This window comes from Bacillus taeanensis, from assembly GCF_003318295.1.
Taxonomy (GTDB): Bacteria; Bacillota; Bacilli; order Bacillales; family UBA6769; genus Maribacillus; species Maribacillus taeanensis.
This window is the reverse complement of the sequence record NZ_QOCW01000007.1, coordinates 105730-125576: the sequence shown is the minus strand read 5'-3', so window position 1 is coordinate 125576 and position 19847 is coordinate 105730. Positions and strand designations below refer to the sequence as shown.

Sequence of the window (19847 nt, the reverse complement as noted above, 5' to 3'; positions counted from 1 at the left end):
TCATTTTAAATTTTAGGAGGGACTATTCAATGAAATATGGAGTTGCTATTTTTCCATCAAAAAAACTGCAGGACTTTGCAAATTCATACCGAAAACGCTATGATCCGAATTACGCGTTAATACCTCCACACATTACCGTAAAAACGGGGTTTGAAGCCTCGGAAGATGAAATTAAAACGATTGTACAAGAACTAAGAACCATCGCTAAAAACGTCGCTCCTTTTTCGATTAATGTTTATAAAATTAGTTCCTTTCATCCAGTTAATAACGTAATTTATCTAAAACTGAAACAAAATGAAATCCTTCAAAATCTGCATGAAAAGCTTTATGCCGACCGATTAAAGACAGAACGTGAATATGCTTTCGTCCCTCATCTTACAATTGGCCAAAAACTTTCAGATGAAGAACATCATGATGTATTAGAAAGCCTTAAAATGATGGATATTCATTTCGAGGAAACAATTGACCGCTTTCAACTGCTCTATCAACTTGAAAACGGTTCCTGGACTGTCTATGAAACATTTTTACTTGAAGGAGAAAAGTAATCCGACCAATCGAAATGGAAGCTGCTGAAGCTAAAAAGATAATAAGAAAGAGTAAGGACACTGCTGTGCACTGTCTTTACTCTTCTTCTACTTCCTATACTAAAAAGGTTACACCCAAGACCAGCCTTTACCCTCTTCTTTCTTCTCATCACTTGATTCTTCACTTAAAGATTCAGAACTGCTTTCTTCCCGTTCTACTGGTCTAAAAAATCCCCAACTATCCGCCTTACGATCATCTTTTTTTTCTTCATCTACGATAATAACTTTATTAGCTTTTATAATCACTTTATCAACATGAATAACCTTTGGTTTACGTTTACCATTCGACATGTGTGTTGCCCCTCCTATTTTGTCATTTATATAATCGCTTTAGTTTATGCAGATCATTCAGGCAATGTTTGGGCAGCTTGGGAAGCTAAATAGTCAAGATATTAATAGAAAGAATGTCACTTGAGTTAACGAACACTTCCTTTTCGCTTTCAGTTAATTGAATTGTTATTTTTCCATCTTTTACAGCGATCACACGTCCCTTATAGCTAGAAGCAATGGTAATAATCTCACATTCAGGCTTCGGGATAAAAGTTGGAAAACTATTTAAAAAGTTCAATTTATCTGTTATATTTAGTTTTTTAAAAGGCTTTTTATTTCTTTGCTTTCCGACCGATTTTTGTATAGGAATACGTTGTTTTTCATCCTTTTTTAGTTCACTAGATTTTGCTTCTGAAACACTTTCGTTTCCTTTTCCGCTTTTTTGAGCAACCTCTTCCTCAAATTCATCTAACACTTCATTTACTTTCTCTTGTTTTTCTTCACCCGTTTTGTAAATATGATACACCTGCTGAACATTAACAGCGGCCGGTTGAATTTTTTGATTGGCAATATACATTAAAGGCGTGCTTTTTTTCAATTGATGATTTTTATTCGTCACTTTCGATCCCCTCCATCTGCAATTACTTTCTATAATTATGTTATGCACGACCTTATAAAAGACATGTTTAAAAGTTTGCAAAAATAAAAGCCTTAAATGAGAGTACACTTCTCTCCCTCAAGACTTTTGACAACAATTTTTATTCACTCATTTTGTTAATGATCTTTAGATAGTCTTTCGAATTACCAATATCGTACCGATCTACCAAAAGCTCTTTTCCAAACACACTTTCGTCTTTTAATAAGTGTTTAATGGCATCTGTTAACTGCATTTCTCCCCCGACTCCTGGACTTATATGTTTAAATGCTGAAAAGATTGATGGATTCAATATATACCTTCCGATAACAGCTAAGTTAGAAGGAGGAAACTCTTTTGGTTTTTCAATAATATCATTAATATTATATTCATCGTCTTTTATTTTACTGCCATTGATTACACCGTAGTTTTGAAGCTTCTCATATTCTACCTGCTTTAAACCTAGTACATGACCTTGAGTATTTTCATAAACATTTATAAGCTGCTGTAATGCCGGCTCTTTTTGCGACAGGAGGATATCATCAGGAAGCAGCACTGCAAATGGCTCCTTTCCAACAAAACGCTCTGCTAACCAAATCGCATCCCCCAATCCTTTTGCATATGGCTGACGCACAAATTGAATATGAATGGAGGGAATTTTCGTTTTTTCTATTAAATGCAGTTTGTTTTTTTCTGTTAAAAAAGCTTCTAACTCCAATGAACGATCAAAATAATCAAGAATCATGTTTTTATTTCTTGAAACAACAATTAATACTTCTTCAATACCTGAAGCAACAGCTTCTTCTACAATATAATGAATAGCCGGCTTTCCTGCTATAGGAAACATTTCTTTTGGTAAGACTTTTGTAATCGGAAGACTTCTTGTACCATATCCTGCCGCGGGAATAACTGCTTTTTTGACCCTCTTCACCACTTTTCCCCCTTTTTAATTTTACAATCTATTCATTCTATAATGGGGAAGGAACATGTCCTAATGAAAAACCTCAAATGCCTACCCTTATTTTTAGCACCGTATAAACCAACTTTAAATACGATATATATAACTTCAACTTAATTTGTGGACATCATGTTGATGTCGAATCATTAAGGTGAGTCTATATAAGCTGCTGAAATGATTGATTGGAAAGGAGTTTTTATAATGAATGTTGGGATTATTGGAGCAGGATATGTTGGATTGACAACTGCTGCTGTGTTATCTGATTTAGGTCATCATGTTGTATGCATCGATACCGATTCTAAGAAAATCTCTACACTTAACAGTGGAATATGTCCAATTTATGAAGAAGGTTTAGAAGCCTTAATACAGGAAAACATGAAAAAAAAACGACTAGTTTTTACAACTCCAAACAAAAATAACCTCGAGAACAGTGAAATCATTATGATTACAGTAGGAACACCTCCAAAAGAAAATGGAGAACCAAACCTTTCCTACTTAGAACATGTTATTGAAGATGTTAGCCGCTCTCTTTCTTCTTATAAAATTATTGTCACAAAAAGTACGGTTCCACCGGGGACAAATGAGTGGATTCACAGTACGTTACTAAAAAAAGGGCTCGATTCCTCGTTATTTGATGTTGTTTCTAATCCCGAGTTTTTACGGGAAGGCACCGCTCTTTATGATACACTACACCCTGATCGGATTGTAATTGGTGTAAATGGAACTAAACCGATTCCTATTATACAGAAGCTTTATCGAAACATTAATGCTCCTTATATTATTACCAGTTTGTCGGGAGCTGAAATGATCAAATATGCTTCAAATGCCTTTTTAGCAACAAAAATCTCCTTTATTAATGAACTTTCAAGAATTTGTGATGCTTATGGTGTTAATGTTGAAGATGTTGCACTTGGAATAGGAAGTGATAAACGAATAGGCCATCACTTTCTTAAATCTGGATTAGGCTATGGCGGCTCATGTTTACCAAAGGATATAAGCGCCTTACAACGATCTGCCTTTAAAAAAAATATTTCTCCATCACTATTACAAGCTGTTCAGGATGTTAACAATACACAAATTGATTTTTATTTAGAAAAACTGTTTTATAACCTGCCGTCAAAACAAAACTTGAGAATTACAGTGCTAGGGATTGCCTTTAAACCAAACACAGATGATATGCGCTTCTCTCCTGCCCTTTCACTTATTAATAAACTTATCGAAAAAAAGATCGATGTTCATGGCTATGACCCAATCTGTAAACCTACCCTAGCAAACTTTACGCTTCATAACGATTTATATGATTCTATTAAAGATAGTGATGCCATTATCATTGCAACAGAATGGCAAGAATTTCAAAAAATCAATTGGAAAAAAGTGAAGAATTTAATGAAAGGATCGCTTCTGCTTGATACGCGTAATTGCCTTCGTCCAAAAACTGTCACAGCTAACGGTTTAACTTATATAAGCATCGCGAATCAATAACTCTAAAAAATGCTAAGGCAGCTTTTTCATCCTGGCTTAGCATTTTGCTATTTGATACAATCTTCCCTTCCTTTAGGCTGAAGCCAATACTAATTTTAGTCATGTACATATGATAAATTAGCAATGAAAGGAGGAACCGCATTGTCATTCCCAGATATAGAGAAAATTCTTTCAATTACCCGCTTAGATAGAGAAGATGCGATCAATTTATTATTAGTTTCAATCGCAATGGAAGAAATTAGTCTATCTCATATTTTAAATGCTGAGGCAAAAAAAATAGACACAGCTGTTCAAAAAGATACGGTTACAATTCGTCAGCTTCTTGCCATAAACCGAAGTGTAGAAAAAGTTTTAAAAAACGTTATAAAAAAAGAAATGATTTTACAATTTAAACTTGAAAATATTCTTGAACTTGAAGCAGACGAAAACTTTTCGTAATCATTGAGAAAGGAGCCTTTCCTTTTATGTGGTTCCTTTTTTATTTTCTTTTTTGTATATTGGAGGGCTATTGTAATGACAACACCGCTTGTTTCTGTTATTATACCAGCATGTAATGAAGAACATACCATTGGTGAAGTAATCGAAGAAGTAACGAAATTAGAATATAATCTAGAAATTATTGTCGTAATTAACGGTTCAACCGACAATACGGAAAAAATTGCGAGACGCTTCCATGTAACCGTTCTTTTATATAAGGATCCTTTAGGACACGACGTTGGCAGAGCAATCGGCGTTAAACATGCTAAAGGAGATATCCTACTTTTTCTTGATAGTGATTTTGTCATTCAAGCTGGTCAGCTCACACCTTTTATTGCTGCTGTTCATGAAAAAAAAATAGATATTGCTCTTAATGCTTATCCTAAAACAATTACAAAGCAAAACATGATTACGTCCAGTGCTAAATCATTATTAAACAATATGTTAAACCGACCCGATCTTGAAAGCTCTTCTATGACAAATGTACCGCACGCCATCAGCAGAAAAGCATTAGAAATTATAGGTGAAAAATCACTTGCCATTCCTCCACTAGCTTTAACAAAAGCAGTAATAAATTATTTGAATGTTGAGAAATCAGCTTATGTCCCGCTTCACAAACTAAATAAAAAACACAAAAGAAACAGCAGTGACCCTCTTATTCATTTAGTAATGAGAGACCATTTAAAAGCATTTAAATTTTTATTTCAACAAAAAGAACAACAAATGGATTTTCAACACACTTCTTTCAGTGGAAAATCGCCAACTCTATCACCTTCTCCTCAAAAAGTTACAGAGTCACCCTTACCTGATGAAGACGCCAAACATTTTCAAACAGCCGCTCTTATTTTCACTTCAAATTCTGAAAAGCCTTTACTTCCAATCATTCAAAAAATTCGTCATGAAGGAATTGTTAATAATATTATTGTCATTGATCTCAATTCAAATAATTACACATATATTACTGATAAAGATGACACAAAAGTATTTTTCCTCTCTCAATTAACTTACCATGAAATAAAAGAAGCTCTTTTACTAGAATTATTTAAAAACCGCTATTTTCTTGTTTTAAATACCGATTATTCAATATATATAGATGATTTATCTAAACTGCTTTCACCTTTATTGACTGGAACATATGATATGGCAACTATGTATATTAAAAACCTTTATGAAAAAAACAGCATACCGTATTTAGGAAATATCTATTTACAATACTGTTTACGTCAAGACAAAGCGCTTTTACAGCTTCCATGGTTTTCACCGTTTATGTTAACAAAACATGCGCTTCAAAAAATAGGGCTGCAGCATACAGCAAATCCTTTTAAATTATACACATTCGCTGTAATCCATCAATTAAAAATAAAATCAATTAAACATCACATTCCCATAGATATAAATTCGTTTAAAGCTTCAAATCAATTATCACAATTATATATAAAAGATTTAAGCGGCTGCATAGCTGAATTAATCGAACAAAAAGGTACGGAAGGACTTTATACCCCTGCTTTTCGAGCGATTGATAAAATCTAAAAACCTTTTCAAAAAGGAGAATGCAAAAGGAAGCAAGATCTTGGAGAATGAGCTTGCTTCCTTTTGTCATCCTACATGTTCATAATTCGGTCTATTCCTATTACATATGTTAGCCATGTATCTTCTACAATTTCATTCGTAATAAAACTTTGCATACCTGAGCCTATATCTACCGCCACTTTTCCATATTTTTCAGCAATGTGTGAAGCAAGAATAACTGCGTTTGTTCCGGCTGCTAATAAACATAAATCAAAATCATATGCTGCGATTTTCTGCTTCACTTCTGGAATATCTTCATATTCATAAATTGGAATGGTTCCTACAATATTAAAATTCAATTTTTCTTTCCACTTTTTATTCAAAGCATCCTTTGCTTCTTCGGCAATCGAACTTATTAAAAGAATTTTCTTATCACTTAACATTTTTTCAAATTTCTTTTGCTGTGAAAACATTATCACTCTTCGAAGGTTCGCTTCAAATACGTATTTTGGACAAATATTGTATGCCTCAAACACTTTATCAGTTAATTCACCTGCATTCATATCATAAACAATTATATTATAGCCGATAATATGGGCCTTTTTCACTGCATCGATTAGTTCGTCACGAGCTTTTATGTTTGGAAAACGAATCCCTCGGTGATGAAATCCACTTTTTATCCCTTGATTGGCAATCCTTGCTTCAGGATGGCTCATAAACTCTTCTTCTAATAGCACCCTATACTGCGCCATTACAAAAGATTCAGTCGCACCAACTGATACAACTGCACACGGCAGCTTTTTTTCTAATGCCGTATTTATATGATCCATTACCTTACCGCTCGATAATACGTTACGCTTTTTTTCAGGATGTTCGATCGTTTTCACCCCTTCTTTTCATAAGCTTTAAATAGTGAGATATATTATGATAAAAATTTAAAATGTGCCTCACAAATCCAGCACTTCTTCCAATTAATTTAATAAGTGTTACTCTTCTAAAAAAACAGCATTCCACTCTAAATACGCTTGAATATTATCTATTATGCTATTTTGTTTACAAACATGGTCTCGTTCCTGTTTTCCAATTTTGTCATGTAATTTTTGATTATTAATTAACATACTAATTATGGATACAGCTTTACTTCCATTTATTAATGGAAACGTAAATCCCGATACACCACCTTTTACCACTTCCCTACTTCCACCAATATCTGTGCACACGACTGGGCATTCACATGCTTGTGCTTCAATTAAATTATATGGATAACCTTCTGAATAGGAAGTTGATAATAACACACCGCCGGATTGAGCCACTGTGGAGTAAAAGAGCGGCATTTTTTCATAAGGTAAATTTGCAAGCACGCGAAAATCATTAAACAAACCATAATTAAAGGCTTTTTTATAAAAATCATGAAGCTGTGTGCTTGTTGAAAGGTCACTCACAATTAATAGTTTTACTTTTGGATATAGTCGCTTTAACCTCTTAAAAATACGCAGCAGAAGCTTCCAATTTTTATTAGAGTCAAGCCGTCCAACCCATCCTATTATCGGACAATTCTTCCAATAATCTGGTAAAGGTTGATGATCACTTATACCGCTTGACTTTATTTTTTTAAAGGTTTCTGTATCAATCATATTGCGCGCGATTATAATATTAATATCATTACGATCTTTCAGTCCATCTTTTGCTACTTCTGCTACATATTCACTTGGAACAACGACCGTTTTAATAAATCCTTCATCCTTATAAGCGTTTATTTTCTCAAGTTCTTCTAAAATACTCTTATTACAGCCATGAAATTCAAAACATACTTTCCCTTTATAAGAAATCTTTTGTAATTGATCAAGGTTATACAAAGTATTAACAAAGGTGACCATATCAAATTGGTGTTCGTTAATATACGCCCCCAAATCTTCTGCATTGTTAGATATATAAAATGGAATTGTTTTATAGTTTGTTAATCCAGCTCCGCCATAATAAAAATATGCGTGTGACTTTGCCCCCAACATATTCAATGTTTTTAAACGATAATAAATCGCTGTTTCCAGCCCTCCTTGGTAACACCCCCACATTACCGTAAGAGAGGACGGAATCTTTTGCTTTTTTTCTGAAAGATATTGTCGTGCCGGATCACTCATCACACGCTCAATCGGATGAACAAAATAAATATCTGATTGATACATTGCCGTTTTTATCTCATCTACACTTAACGACTTCCATCTTACATAATCTGTACAAGACGTAGGATATGAGCGATAATGAGCACCACAATAAACAGCTAATGTAGGATAAAGAACTTCTTCTAATGCATACACCTCTGTTTCATCGATTAACTTTTCTAGAAGCTTCTTATTCATGTTTGCAACCATTTTTTGCACAATTTCATAACGATACACCTGCATCGAATTTAAACTTCCACAAAAATAACCTTCTTTAAAAACATTTTTCCATTTATGCCATTCCTGCCACATTGTTTGACCTGGATACCAGTGGGGCACATCATCTGGAGAACGCTGTACACCCATATTAATTCCCATACAATCATATCCGTTCATCGTTTGATTTAAATAATATTCAAACCCCGCCTTTACATACATTACATCAGAATCTAGATTGATTAAATAATCATACTGCACCTCTTCTTCTGTTAACCAACACATCACATCCATAAAAAAACGGCCGAGCCTTCCCTTCTTTAACGGTTGGCTTTTAGGACAAATAGGTATGTTTAAGTTTTTTCCAAATTCTTTATTTTTTCCACCGTTATATAAAACAACTTTACAATTAGGGTTGTAATATTTTAAATTCTCAACTTGATCTTGAAGAATTTCTTCATTTTCATGAGCTAAAATAGCAAAACAAATCATTTGCATTCCCCCCTAAATCGTTCCGACTTTTCAACAAATTGCGTTACCTTTATCGTTTCACTATATGCAGTGTGCAAAGGAATTGGCATTAATCAAATGATGTTGTGATAAATCTTTACAAGTACTAATAGTAATAGATAATAACTTATCATAAAATTGTTAGTGAAACTTCTACACTAAAGAGGTGAAAAAATGACTTTTTTCAATCATTCATCTGAAACAGAAAAAACATATAGTGATGCCGTTCATAAAATTGTTCATTCGATTGTAGAGACTGAACTTTCTTTAGCAAAACTCATAAATAAAGAAGCATCCGAACTACACTTCCTTATAAAAAACCATTTTTCTCATTCTGATACTAGCCTTTCTCAACACGCTTTTGACTTACTTAAATCTCAAAGCACAATGATGAATACGATTCTCATGAAAGAGTGGTTGTTAACAGCAAAATTAGAACTCTTAATTCCAAAAAATATTAGAATTGATGATGTTAAAGATTCTATTCATCCTGAAGAAAATGAATGGAATGATGTGATAATTGATGAAGAAGAATAAGCATGAAGAACAATTAAGAGAATCATTAAGTCACTCTCACCACCTGCTATCAAGTGCTGTGGCAAATTATATTTCTTCATTGCTTTCTTTATTGGACATTTGCTTCCAAAGCACGATGTCAAAAGAAGAAAACATTTATTGCAAGGTACAAATCTTATCCATTTTACAAACTTCCCTTCAAATTGATAGGGTTTCACATAGAAAAAAACTCTTGTTTACAACAGATCTTCACTCTGAAGAAAGTATGGATAAGGAACTAGATCAGCTGATTGATTTAATCGATGAATACAAAGAGGAGGACCCTCAGGCTTTTTTAACTAACATTCGCCGCTCACTCTACCAGAAAGTCGACCGTACGGAAGAGAGACAAAAAAAAGCCATTAAACATATTTCCACTGGAAACTCCCCGCCTCCATGGATTAATCAAAAAATGAATAAGAAAAAATAAAAAGGCACTGCAGAGCAGCTGCCTTTTTTAATAATGTTCTTTCCCCTTATATTCTCCATTTAATTCAATTAATTCTAAAACGTCCGATAGCTTAAACAGCAGCAGCATTTCTTTTTTAATAATATTTCGCAAGATTTGTTCGACACTACGGTTTAGCGCAAGTAATTCATCAATACAGTCCATTTTTTCTAAGCCAACTTTAATTTTTTCACCTTCTGCTGAAATAATATGCGCTAAACCAAGCTCTTCTTGAGCAATCGATGCAAGCAATAAATTAACAGCATCTTCTCTATCTATACTTATTTTCGGATCAAAATCTGGAATATCTGATAATGACATTTTCATACCTCCTTTTCATTACCTTATTACTATATCCACTACTGCCTATTTTCGTCCCTCCATTCTTCCTATATATAAGCCCATTTTCAATTTTCCAGTCTCAGACTAGGCCAAATAACAAACAAGCTGAATCTAAATTGCATTTACTATATATTAAGAATTTGTTAAGGAGAATAGAAAGAGGGGGATTTTATTGAAAATAAAGGATCATAATAATGACCTTAACTACAAAGAACTTCAAAAAAATATAACAAAAATTTCAGTTAAAGTACTAGAGAACAAGGATGTTGAAGTTGTAAATAACTCCTCCCTTTCCATGATCGGTAAAGGAAGGCAAGGAGCTGTTTTTAAGGTAACGGAAGATATATGTGTGAAAGTCTATGGAGATTCAGAAGATTGTGAACGTGAATACTACGCCCTTTCATTAGGAAAGGATAAACCATTGTTTCCAAAAGTGTATTGTAAAGATAAAAACTTTATCGCAATGGAATTTGTTAAAGGAATTGATTTAAGAGAGTATCTTCTCTCGCAACCTTTAACAAAAGAACTTTCCTATAAATTAATTGATATGCTGATTATTTTTAAAAAAATTGGCTTTGAACGGATTGACCATCATAAGAGGCAAATCTACTTACAATTGGACGGTCATTTAAAAGTGATTGATGTATGCCGCTCTGTTTGGCGTAATCGCATTTACCCTTATCCTCGAAAACTGCTTAACAGCTTAGGAGAAAAAAATAAAAAGCTGTTTCTTGAGCATGTACAGGAAATGGCTCCAAAACTTTATCAGGAATGGAAGCATTACATGGACTTAGAAGACACAGCTCTTAACTGTTTAGAAACTCTTTCAAATAAGAAAATCCCTGAAAGCGACACAATAAAAACAGCTGTAAAGCCCCTTCTTACCAAGGAAAATCCAAATGATTATTATTCAAAAATTGAAGATTTAATACAAAAGGTATATAAGGAACATTGGGTGAAACAAGCGATTGCAAATGGAATGGAACCCGAACTTCTTAAAAAGAAAATAAAGAAATTTTTACAAAAGCACGATGATTTTAACAAACTATTTGAAGAGAATGATTCTAAAAAAAATAAAAAGAAAGATAAAAAGAAAAATAAGCACAAAGAAATAGAGAAAATATGTAAACAAGATAACAATCCAAACTTTGTTTACCTTTCAACAAGACTGTCTTTTCGCAAACGGCGTTATCAATAAGGAGGAGGAGGCACTTTGAAAATTCTTGTAATATGGCGGCTTTTAACAGTCGGGGGCGTAAATGCAGGCTGGCGTAACAGAGCGATTCACTTAAAAAACCATGGGATTGCAACTGATTTTCTCTATACAAAAGATCTTGGCGGAATGCATATGATGCAGGATATCGCCAATGTCTACTTAACAAAAGCTAAGCTTGAAATTATAGATATTATTCAACAAAACAACTATGATGCCGTAGTTGTCGTTGATACAGGTAAAGCTTATAAATGGCTCGCAAAAGCACGATATAAAGGACCAGTTATTGTTGAATCGCGTACACCTGAATTAATTAAACTTAAACCTCATATTGAAGATTTTGATAAAGTTAAGCCAAACCTTATCATTGTTCCTTCTACTTATCAAAAACGGATCACCTCCATTCTTATAAATGAAGACCTTCCCATTCAAGTCATTAACAATGGCATTGATACAGAATTCTTTAGACCGTTAGCGGAAGATCAATTAAATCTAGATTCAGAACCAGTGTTCCCAGAAAACAAAAAAATTATAGGCTGGATTGGAAGAGTGGATAAACGAAAGAATTGGCGTCTATTGCTTGAGATCGCTAAATTAATTAAAAAAGAACGAAATGATATTGAATTTTGGTTAATTGGCGGTGCAAAAAGTGTGGAACGAGAACAATTTAAAGAAGCATGGAAAAAAGAAGGATTAACTGACATCATCAAATGGTTTCCTGTTATCCCCTATCAACAAATGCCTCATGTTTATGGAAAGATAAGAAAATCAGGAGGATGCACGCTGGCAACAACAAAAGAAGAATCATTTGGCAATACATTTATTGAGGCGATGGCATGCGCAGTACCTGTTGTCGCTCCGCAGATTTCAGCTATTCCTGAAATTGTAAAGCATGGGAAAACAGGGCGTCTTTATCGAGAAGAACATGTAAGAGGTGCGGCACGGCAAATTTACCGCATTATTGATAATGAAACACACTATGAAAACCTATCAAAAGCAGCAAGAGAGACGGTCATGAAGCACTTTTCTCTCTCAACATGTGCTGAAAATTATGTTCACCTCTTAAAGAAACTGGTTGGAGGGGAAAAACAATGATTCAGCCGATAACTTATCTTAAATTATATGACAGTAAAAACGCTCATTTAATTTCATTTGATGACGGAAATGAGTACATTGTGAAATTTTTTCAACCAGATGAGCCAAAAATACTTTGTAATGAATGGATTGGCTATTGTTTCGCCCGCTTTCTGGGACTACCGATACCGCCGGCAAAAATCGTTCAAATTCCAAAAGATTTTTATGAGAAGATGCCGACTTTTTCTCATTTAAAATACACGCCCCATCAATTTGCAAGCCTTTATATTCCAAACTGCCGAAACGGTCATCAAACATCAATTACTCATATTCGCAACACCAATCATTTAGCCGCTATTATTTTGTTAGATTATTGGATTTACAATACCGATCGTACAAAGAAAAATATTTTACTAAAGGAACATAAAGAAGACACTCATTATTTATACATTATTGATCATGCAAAAGCATTCGGTTCTACACGCTGGAGTCTTTTAGATTTAAGCCATTTAAAACAAAAAGTAATTAAAAGTGCTACGCACAGCTTAATGGCTTCTTTTATTATTGATGAAAAAGATTTTAAAGAACAAGTAAAAATCATTCAATCCATCCCTCGGCTAATGATCGAAGAAATCGTCTCCTTTATTCCAGCTGATTGGGAACTGCTTGCAGATGAACGAGAAGCTCTTATTGATATACTTGTCTATAGACGTGATAAAGTACTGCCGTATTTAGTTCATAAATTTATCAAAGATGTTTATTGGCCGCTTCATAAAGAGAGCAAAAAAACTGAGTAAGAAAATTGCCGATCAGACTTTCATTATAATCCTAATAAAATATCGATCATAACTGGTTACTTGCAGTATTAAATCGATTATCAATTAGTATATCCTCACACTACTATCAAACATATCATATGTTATTTTAAATTATTCTGGTCTATATTTCTATTAAAAAGATTGGGTGGGAAATGTATGAAAAAAATTAAACTTCTTGTTACAACGGGAGATTTTAGCCGTTATATTTCTCCAGACTTTCATTATTTATTAACAGAAGTTTCTAAACTGACAGACTTAATAGTTTGGCATAAATCAGGTGATATTCACGAAATCCTAAACACGCTTAATGTACGTCCAGATTTTATTTTTATAAACGAATTTGGTGAATCAAACTCACCTACCATTACCGGACTTGAATCATTAGATATACCGTACGCTGTCTATTTATACGATATTCACCATAGGTTAGAAGAGCGAAAATCTGCATTAGATCGTATGAATGTAAAATATATTTTTTCTCATTATCGAGATAAGTTCTATGAATGGTATTCTGAATTCTCCGATAAAATGTATTGGCTGCCACAGCATGCCAACACGAAAATATTTAAAGATTATGCATTACCTAAAGAAATTGATTATCTTATAATGGGAGCAGTTCACCATCGAGTATACCCACTTCGATACAAAATAATCGAAACCATGCAAAATAAACCAGGTTTTGTTTATCATCAACACCCTGGTTATCGAAACATTGAAGAACATGAAAAAGGAAAAGTATTTGCAGGGGAAAAATATGCAAAAGAAATCAATAAAGCAAAAATCTTTTTTACTTGTGATTCCCAATATAAGTATCCAATTGCCAAATATTTCGAAGTCCCGGCATGTAATACCCTATTATTAGCATCATCTTCTAAAGAACTTATAGACTTAGGTTTTGTGCCAGATGTTCATTTTGTTTCCATTAATGAAGAAAATTTTGAAGAAAAAGCAGCTTATTACTTACGTAATGAAGAGAAACGAAAGAAGATTGCTAAAAACGGATTTCAACTAGTACACCGGAAACACTCTACTTCCCAACGTGCGCTTGAATTAGTAACTATGATTGAAAAGATTTTAAAAAATGAGAGAAAGAAAAAATAAAGTTAATCAATAGTAATAATTTAATGGATAAAATTTTATATGCACTAAAAAACTGCTCGTTCATTTCTGTTGGTCGAACAATGGTCTTTGTCATATTACAATATTACAAATAATACAGTCTTTTTTCTATGTCGAATCTCTATAGTGAATCTCTATAGTGAATCTATATAGTGAATCTATATAAAAAGTATTGTTATCCAGATATTATCATGGAAATACTGAGTTGGTTCTAGGAGGAAAGTGAATAATGAATTTAGAGTCTATACCTAAAATAAATACAACTCAATTAGCGCAAATTCTTGGTTTTAAAGAAGTAGAAATCTTAAACCGTGAATCGATTCTTGAACATAAAGAAAAAATTATTGAACGAATCGATTGGAAGAGACCTTCATCAAATCATATTCAAACTATGTTTATTAAATATGGAAAAGGATTATATTTTGCCCGAGAACTATTCTTTTATGATGCTTTATCCACACCAGTAAAAGATCAAATCCCAGAATTAATCACATGTCAAACAAATCCTGATTTATTAGTATTGGTAATTGAATGGATTGATGGATATAACCCAGATTTTAAGGATAAAGCAGTTGTAAAACAAACGTTTAAGAACTTAGGGATTTGGGCAGCCCATTGGGAAAAGCCGATACAAAACTATATGAATGGAGATAAAAATGCTCTTACTATAAAAAACAGTCATTATGGTGAGTGGAGTACTGACGACTTACTAAACGGCTTGAATGCAAAAGATAAAATATATTGGATATTTACAGATACCGCCGCATCTGTAAAAAATAATCAAGATATCGTAATGGATTTAGGGGGTAAGCATTTAGTTAAGTTTTTTCAAAAACTTAATAGTGATTTACGGCAGTATTTAATTGATAAAATCTATTCTGTTCCGCTAACACTGCACCCAGGTGATGTGTCGAAATATAACACTTTAGTAAGAAAATCAAGTAAGCAGATTTATTTTGTAGACTTTGAAGGAATAAAAATTTGCCCAATGAGTGTGTTAATGGAATTTATTGGTGAGTCTTGGGAGTCAGTTCCCCAAGGTTCATTAGCAACAGTTGCTCTCGAATCCTACTTCAATGCATGGAATAAGTATAGCAGCACAACACCTATTACATGGAACACTTTTATTGATAGCTATATTTCCACAAGAATCCTTCATAAATGTTATCTTATAAAATGGTGGATTAGTAAAAATGGATCCGTTAATCCCGAAAATAGAACTCCTGAAAAAGAATGGGTAAAACAACATGCTTTAGACTTATTAGATCTTATTAAAAAGCTGGAGAAACAATAAAAACAATTAAATTATAAGTCAATAAAAAAACGAGGCTAACTCAAAATCAAAGGATCAAATCCTTATGAGTTAACTTCGTTTTTTTGTATTATTGTCCTAAGATATTATAGCCGCTGTCAACGTGAATATTTTTACCCGTAATACCGCGGGATAAGTAACTCATTAAGAATAAAGCCGTGTCCCCTACTTCTTCTTGTGTGATTGTACGGCGAAACGGCGAACGCTCTTCGATATCTTTTAAAATTGAGTTAAAGTCGCCAATTCCTTTTGCCCCAAGCGTACAAATCGGCCCTGCAGAAATGACGTTTACGCGAATTCCTTCTTTTCCTAAATCATTCGCTAAATATTTTACACTTGCATCTAAAGAAGCTTTCATCAATAAGGAAGTGACTTCTTCAGCCTTTGCTTGTTTCAATATTTCTTATTTCATACTGACACGAAGAACATTTATAAATGACGTTTTGATTGGATTGAGCCGTTAATACGTTTTCTAATGAATCTTCACGTTGACATTTTGGGCATACAACTGTTGGAACCAACCTTTTTCCTCCTTCACAACATTACTTTACTACTAGTATGAACGATGTAAAGCCCTGTTCATTCATGAAACCATAAGTGAAAGGGTCAGGCACAACAATTTGTGCCTGACCCTTATAAATAACGATTCAGCTGTAATAGCTAAGTAATTCTCTTAATTCTTCTACACTTTCCCTACTTCCTGTTACAATAATCCGGTCACCAATTTTTAACTCTGTATCACCATGAGGAACAATTGAATCTTTCCCTCTAAAAATCCGAACGATAATCGTATCTCCTAAATACGGGAAATTGCGGAGAGCGATGCCGTCATAATCTGTATTGTGCATATCAATTTGGAAAAGCGCATTTTCTTGTTTTGTAAAAATGTTCATTACACTCGGTGATTCGATTAATGCTTTTAATAATGCTTTAGACGAGAAGAAAACAGAAAATACTTCAATACCGATTTCTCTTAATGACTCTCCTAGTTCCGGTGTTTCCGTACGAGCAATAACCCGTTCTATCCCATACTCTTTTGCAAAAACGGCAATTTCTGCATTCGTTTGATCATTACCTGTAGAAATAACAACAATATCTGTTTCAAACACATTCGCTTTTTTTAAATCAGCTACTTCATAGCTGGTAAGCTCTTGAATGGCAAATGAATTTGCTTGACGATCTTCACTCACTTTATCCTGCTTTGTATGATACAAACACGTTTTATAATCATTAGGGTTTAATTCAAGTGATAAAGGAAGTGTTAATTGATTGGCCCCAATAAAGGAAATAGACTTTACATGATGACTATCTTCCTGCTTAGGGAAAATCTTTTTAAAAGCAATTGGACCAATTACACACGTTATAACAGCTACAAGAATAAGTGCAGAAGACATTTGCGCTGAAATCATGTCCATTCTTTCGCCAATTTCAGCTGCCGCAATGACTAAGGAAAGCGTTGAGGTTAATAAAATTCCTGATCCTGCAACAGTTTTCCAATCATACCACTTACTTAAAATAACAACTGGAATAATTTTAGATAAAAATAAGCCAACTAATAAAAGCGGAATTAATATAATAACTTTCGGATCTGTAAACAATGACCAGATATCAAGCTCTACACCAACCATAACGAAAAAGATTGGAATTAAAAAGCCGTATCCGAACGAATCAAGTTTATGCACCATATCAGGATTTGGTGAAAGAAGCGAAACAAGCGCACCAGCTAAAAAGGCCCCTAATATATTCTCAGCTCCAACCGATTCAGAAAGCCCGACAAACACGATAATTAATGTAAACACTGCTCGTGTGCCAATTTGAACTGTTCCTTTTGACATCGTCTCAATAAATGATAAATTGCGCAGTTGTTTTGCAAGGAAATAAAATAATACCCCTGCTCCAAAAAGAACAAGTAAGAGCCATGTATTTGTTTGTTCACTTGAATAAAGCGAAACAAATACTGCTAATAAAATCATCGTTGCTAAGTCGGCAATAACCGCTATTAATAAAATCGTTTGTCCAATGCCCGTCTTCATTAAATGGGCTTCTTTCAAGGTCGGTACAACAACCCCTAATGAAATCGTTGAAATAATAAGTGTCATTAAAAAGGCATTGTCAATAAAGCCCATCCAAACGAATAATACCGATAAAAGGTAAGAAAGAACTAAAATAGCGACAAAAACAAGGGTAGAAACAAATAATCCGTTTGGCTCTTCCTTTCCATTGGGAAGCTTTTTACGTTTTTGATTTCTCGCAAATAATGAGAAATCAATTTCAAGTCCGCTTAAAAACATAAGAAAAATAAAACCAAATAAAGAAAGTGTTTCTAACCAAACATCTTGGTGAACAATATTAAAGCCGCTTTCACCGATAATAATTCCAGCGATAATTTCAGCGACAACAACTGGAATGACCTGCAGTCGAAAACGATGGAGCAGGATTGGAATTAAAAATGCGACTAATACAACAATAAGCAATGATGAGACGGATGCATGTGCTTCCATAAACTCCCTCCTTTTTAGCAAAAACTCGTTACAATAAATAGTTCATAAACGCGGTCGCCATTCCAAAATAAATTAAAATACTAATAATATCATTAATAGTTGTAATAAAAGGACCTGAAGCAACCGCTGGATCAATTTTAAATTTATGCATAACAAGCGGTACTAATGCGCCCGCTAATGTAGCGACAACCAAAGTACATAATAATGAAAAACCGACTAAAAGTCCAAGAAAAAAATTCCCCTTCCAAAAATAAACAATAAATGTAACTAGAATACCGCAAACCGAGCCTGAAATTAACCCTGTTCCTGCTTCTCTTATAATTAACTTTAATTTACTTTCCCCTTCAAAATCACCGGTGGCAATTCCTCTTACCACAACAGCCAGTGCCTGCGTGCCTGTATTCCCTGCCATTCCTGCGATTAATGGAATAAATACCGCTAAAATCGCTACCTTATTAAGCGTCTCCTCAAAACGTCCAATTAAGCTTGCCGTCATCATCCCTAAAAACAATAGGATAACGAGCCATGGCAACCGTTTGCGAGCGGCGGAAAATGGATTATTATCGACTGTATCAACATCTGAAATAGCAGCAAATTTCGAGTAATCTTCGGAGGCTTCTTCTTCAATAACGTCTACAATATCATCGACCGTAATAATACCGAGTAAATGATTTTGAAAGTCGACGACAGGGAGTGCAAGAAAGTCATAATCTTTCATTGTTTTTGCGACTGCTTCTTGATCTTCTCCAACTGAAACAGAAACCACACGATCACTCATTCGGTCTTTAATATATTCATCCTCTTTCGCAATGATTAAGTCTCGAAGCGAAATAACTCCTACAAGTTTTTTTTCTCCATCCACAACGAAAATATAGTAAATTGTTTCCGCATCAGGTGCTTCTTCTCTTAAAATTTGCATCGCTTCTTTAACTGTTTGATGTGTGCGAATCGACACAAATTCAGTTGTCATAATACTGCCGGCCGTTTTCTCTTCATAATGCAGTAAATCTTTGATTTCTCTTGCTGCATCATCATCCATAATTGTTAAATAGCTTGCTACTTGCTCTGCCTCTAATTCATTTAAAACGTCTACTGCATCATCAGCATACATAGAACCAAGCATTTCGGCTGCATAGCTTGGAACCATTTCAGAAATAAACAACTCTTGTTCTTCTACTTCTAAATTTTCAAAAATACCAGCCATTTCCTCAGGCGACAAATATGTATATAACTGCATTCTACCATTTTCATTTTGAGTGAGAAAAAACTTTGCTTGATCATAAGGATGAAGATCTAAAAACTTTTCGCGAAATAAATCAATATCCTCATTTTCAATCGCTTCAATAATTTGCATATAATATTCTTTTTCTTTTTGTTCTGTTTCAAAAGTCATCTAAATCCCCTCCCCCATATTCAATTTTTTATTTCTTTCTATTACGATTACTTTCTTATTTATTAGGGATTTTTAAGCGCACGATAACAATAACTTATCTTTTTTAAATGCGCAATAGATTAATATATAATTTTACTCCTTTTATAATGATAAAAGGGTGATATAATAATATATTGTTTTAAAATTCTATCTCATGAATCATTTGCAAACCGACTTTTTTTCGATAAACTATTAGAGGGCGGAACTTATATTGTACTTAAGTACCCACTATTA

At 33.8% G+C, this 19847-nt stretch carries 20 protein-coding genes and 1 pseudogene; 11 read left to right on the top strand and 10 right to left on the bottom strand.

What is annotated here, in order from left to right:
- Window positions 1-29: 29 nt before the first annotated feature.
- Window positions 30-545 (top strand): YjcG family protein, encoded by a 516-nt coding sequence (locus tag DS031_RS08955; RefSeq protein WP_113805727.1) that lies wholly within the window; start codon window positions 30-32, stop codon window positions 543-545.
- A gap of 108 nt (window positions 546-653) precedes the next feature.
- On the opposite strand, the gene DS031_RS08950 is transcribed toward DS031_RS08955, so the two are convergent.
- The 3 genes from DS031_RS08950 to DS031_RS08940 form a co-directional block, all read right to left on the bottom strand.
- Window positions 654-875 (bottom strand): hypothetical protein, encoded by a 222-nt coding sequence (locus DS031_RS08950; protein WP_113805726.1) that lies wholly within the window; start codon window positions 873-875, stop codon window positions 654-656.
- Window positions 876-960: 85 nt separating this feature from the next.
- The gene (locus DS031_RS08945; protein WP_113805725.1) at window positions 961-1473 is read right to left on the bottom strand and encodes a CotO family spore coat protein; all 513 of its coding nucleotides are present in this window, start codon (window positions 1471-1473) and stop codon (window positions 961-963) included.
- Window positions 1474-1612: 139 nt separating this feature from the next.
- Entirely contained in the window at window positions 1613-2419 is an 807-nt protein-coding gene (locus DS031_RS08940) for a UTP--glucose-1-phosphate uridylyltransferase (protein ID WP_113805724.1), read from the bottom strand.
- Between the two features lie 228 nt (window positions 2420-2647).
- Between DS031_RS08940 and DS031_RS08935 the strand changes: the two genes are divergently transcribed.
- From DS031_RS08935 to DS031_RS08925, 3 genes are all read left to right on the top strand, one after another.
- Entirely contained in the window at window positions 2648-3928 is a 1281-nt protein-coding gene (locus DS031_RS08935) for a UDP-glucose dehydrogenase family protein (RefSeq protein WP_113805723.1), read from the top strand.
- 141 nt (window positions 3929-4069) lie between these two features.
- Complete coding sequence (locus DS031_RS08930; RefSeq protein WP_245947291.1) at window positions 4070-4366, top strand: alpha-helical endospore appendage domain-containing protein; 297 nt, start codon at window positions 4070-4072, stop codon at window positions 4364-4366.
- Window positions 4367-4441: 75 nt separating this feature from the next.
- Complete coding sequence (locus tag DS031_RS08925) at window positions 4442-5935, top strand: glycosyltransferase family 2 protein (protein WP_113805721.1); 1494 nt, start codon at window positions 4442-4444, stop codon at window positions 5933-5935.
- 71 nt (window positions 5936-6006) lie between these two features.
- Here DS031_RS08925 and DS031_RS08920 read toward each other — a convergent pair whose 3' ends face one another.
- Window positions 6007-6801 (bottom strand): GT-D fold domain-containing glycosyltransferase, encoded by a 795-nt coding sequence (locus tag DS031_RS08920; RefSeq protein WP_113805720.1) that lies wholly within the window; start codon window positions 6799-6801, stop codon window positions 6007-6009.
- A 99-nt stretch (window positions 6802-6900) separates the two neighbouring features.
- Complete coding sequence (locus DS031_RS08915) at window positions 6901-8781, bottom strand: glycosyltransferase family 4 protein (RefSeq protein ID WP_181833072.1); 1881 nt, start codon at window positions 8779-8781, stop codon at window positions 6901-6903.
- Between the two features lie 192 nt (window positions 8782-8973).
- Here DS031_RS08915 and DS031_RS08910 point away from each other — a divergent pair, with 192 nt between their 5' ends.
- Together DS031_RS08910 and DS031_RS08905 are read left to right on the top strand one after the other, a co-directional pair.
- Window positions 8974-9336, top strand: a complete 363-nt coding sequence (locus DS031_RS08910) for an alpha-helical endospore appendage domain-containing protein (RefSeq protein WP_113805718.1) — start codon at window positions 8974-8976, stop codon at window positions 9334-9336.
- Window positions 9323-9784 (top strand): hypothetical protein, encoded by a 462-nt coding sequence (locus DS031_RS08905; protein ID WP_113805717.1) that lies wholly within the window; start codon window positions 9323-9325, stop codon window positions 9782-9784. The genes DS031_RS08910 and DS031_RS08905 overlap by 14 nt, the downstream gene beginning before the upstream one ends.
- A 27-nt stretch (window positions 9785-9811) precedes the next feature.
- Here DS031_RS08905 and DS031_RS08900 read toward each other — a convergent pair whose 3' ends face one another.
- A complete protein-coding gene (locus DS031_RS08900) occupies window positions 9812-10123 on the bottom strand; it encodes an alpha-helical endospore appendage domain-containing protein (RefSeq protein WP_113805716.1) in 312 nt (103 codons plus the stop codon).
- Window positions 10124-10316: 193 nt separating this feature from the next.
- On the opposite strand from DS031_RS08900, the gene DS031_RS08895 reads away from it, so the two are divergent.
- The 5 genes from DS031_RS08895 to DS031_RS08875 all read left to right on the top strand — a co-directional run bounded on the left by DS031_RS08895 (window position 10317) and on the right by DS031_RS08875 (window position 15662).
- Window positions 10317-11342, top strand: a complete 1026-nt coding sequence (locus DS031_RS08895; protein ID WP_113805715.1) for a hypothetical protein — start codon at window positions 10317-10319, stop codon at window positions 11340-11342.
- Window positions 11343-11357: 15 nt separating this feature from the next.
- Window positions 11358-12452 carry a glycosyltransferase family 4 protein gene (locus tag DS031_RS08890; RefSeq protein WP_113805714.1) on the top strand — a complete coding sequence of 365 codons (1095 nt, stop codon included), beginning with the start codon at window positions 11358-11360 and terminating at the stop codon, window positions 12450-12452.
- A complete protein-coding gene (locus tag DS031_RS08885) occupies window positions 12449-13228 on the top strand; it encodes a HipA family kinase (protein ID WP_113805713.1) in 780 nt (259 codons plus the stop codon). The genes DS031_RS08890 and DS031_RS08885 overlap by 4 nt, the downstream gene beginning before the upstream one ends.
- 177 nt (window positions 13229-13405) lie before the next feature.
- On the top strand, window positions 13406-14350 hold the full coding sequence (locus DS031_RS08880; protein WP_113805712.1) for a glycosyltransferase family protein: 945 nt from the start codon (window positions 13406-13408) through the stop codon (window positions 14348-14350).
- A 247-nt stretch (window positions 14351-14597) separates the two neighbouring features.
- Complete coding sequence (locus DS031_RS08875; protein ID WP_113805711.1) at window positions 14598-15662, top strand: hypothetical protein; 1065 nt, start codon at window positions 14598-14600, stop codon at window positions 15660-15662.
- A gap of 88 nt (window positions 15663-15750) precedes the next feature.
- On the opposite strand, the pseudogene DS031_RS08870 reads toward DS031_RS08875, so the two are convergent.
- The 4 genes and pseudogenes from DS031_RS08870 to mgtE form a co-directional block, all read right to left on the bottom strand.
- A pseudogene (locus tag DS031_RS08870) lies at window positions 15751-16035 on the bottom strand (SDR family oxidoreductase); the annotation flags it as partial.
- Between the two features lie 22 nt (window positions 16036-16057).
- A complete protein-coding gene (locus DS031_RS23565; RefSeq protein ID WP_181833071.1) occupies window positions 16058-16201 on the bottom strand; it encodes a hypothetical protein in 144 nt (47 codons plus the stop codon).
- 126 nt (window positions 16202-16327) lie between these two features.
- The gene (locus tag DS031_RS08865) at window positions 16328-18181 is read right to left on the bottom strand and encodes a monovalent cation:proton antiporter family protein (protein WP_113805710.1); all 1854 of its coding nucleotides are present in this window, start codon (window positions 18179-18181) and stop codon (window positions 16328-16330) included.
- Window positions 18182-18209: 28 nt separating this feature from the next.
- On the bottom strand, window positions 18210-19574 hold the full coding sequence (gene mgtE / locus DS031_RS08860; protein WP_113805709.1) for a magnesium transporter: 1365 nt from the start codon (window positions 19572-19574) through the stop codon (window positions 18210-18212).
- Between the last annotated feature and the right edge of the window lie 273 nt (window positions 19575-19847).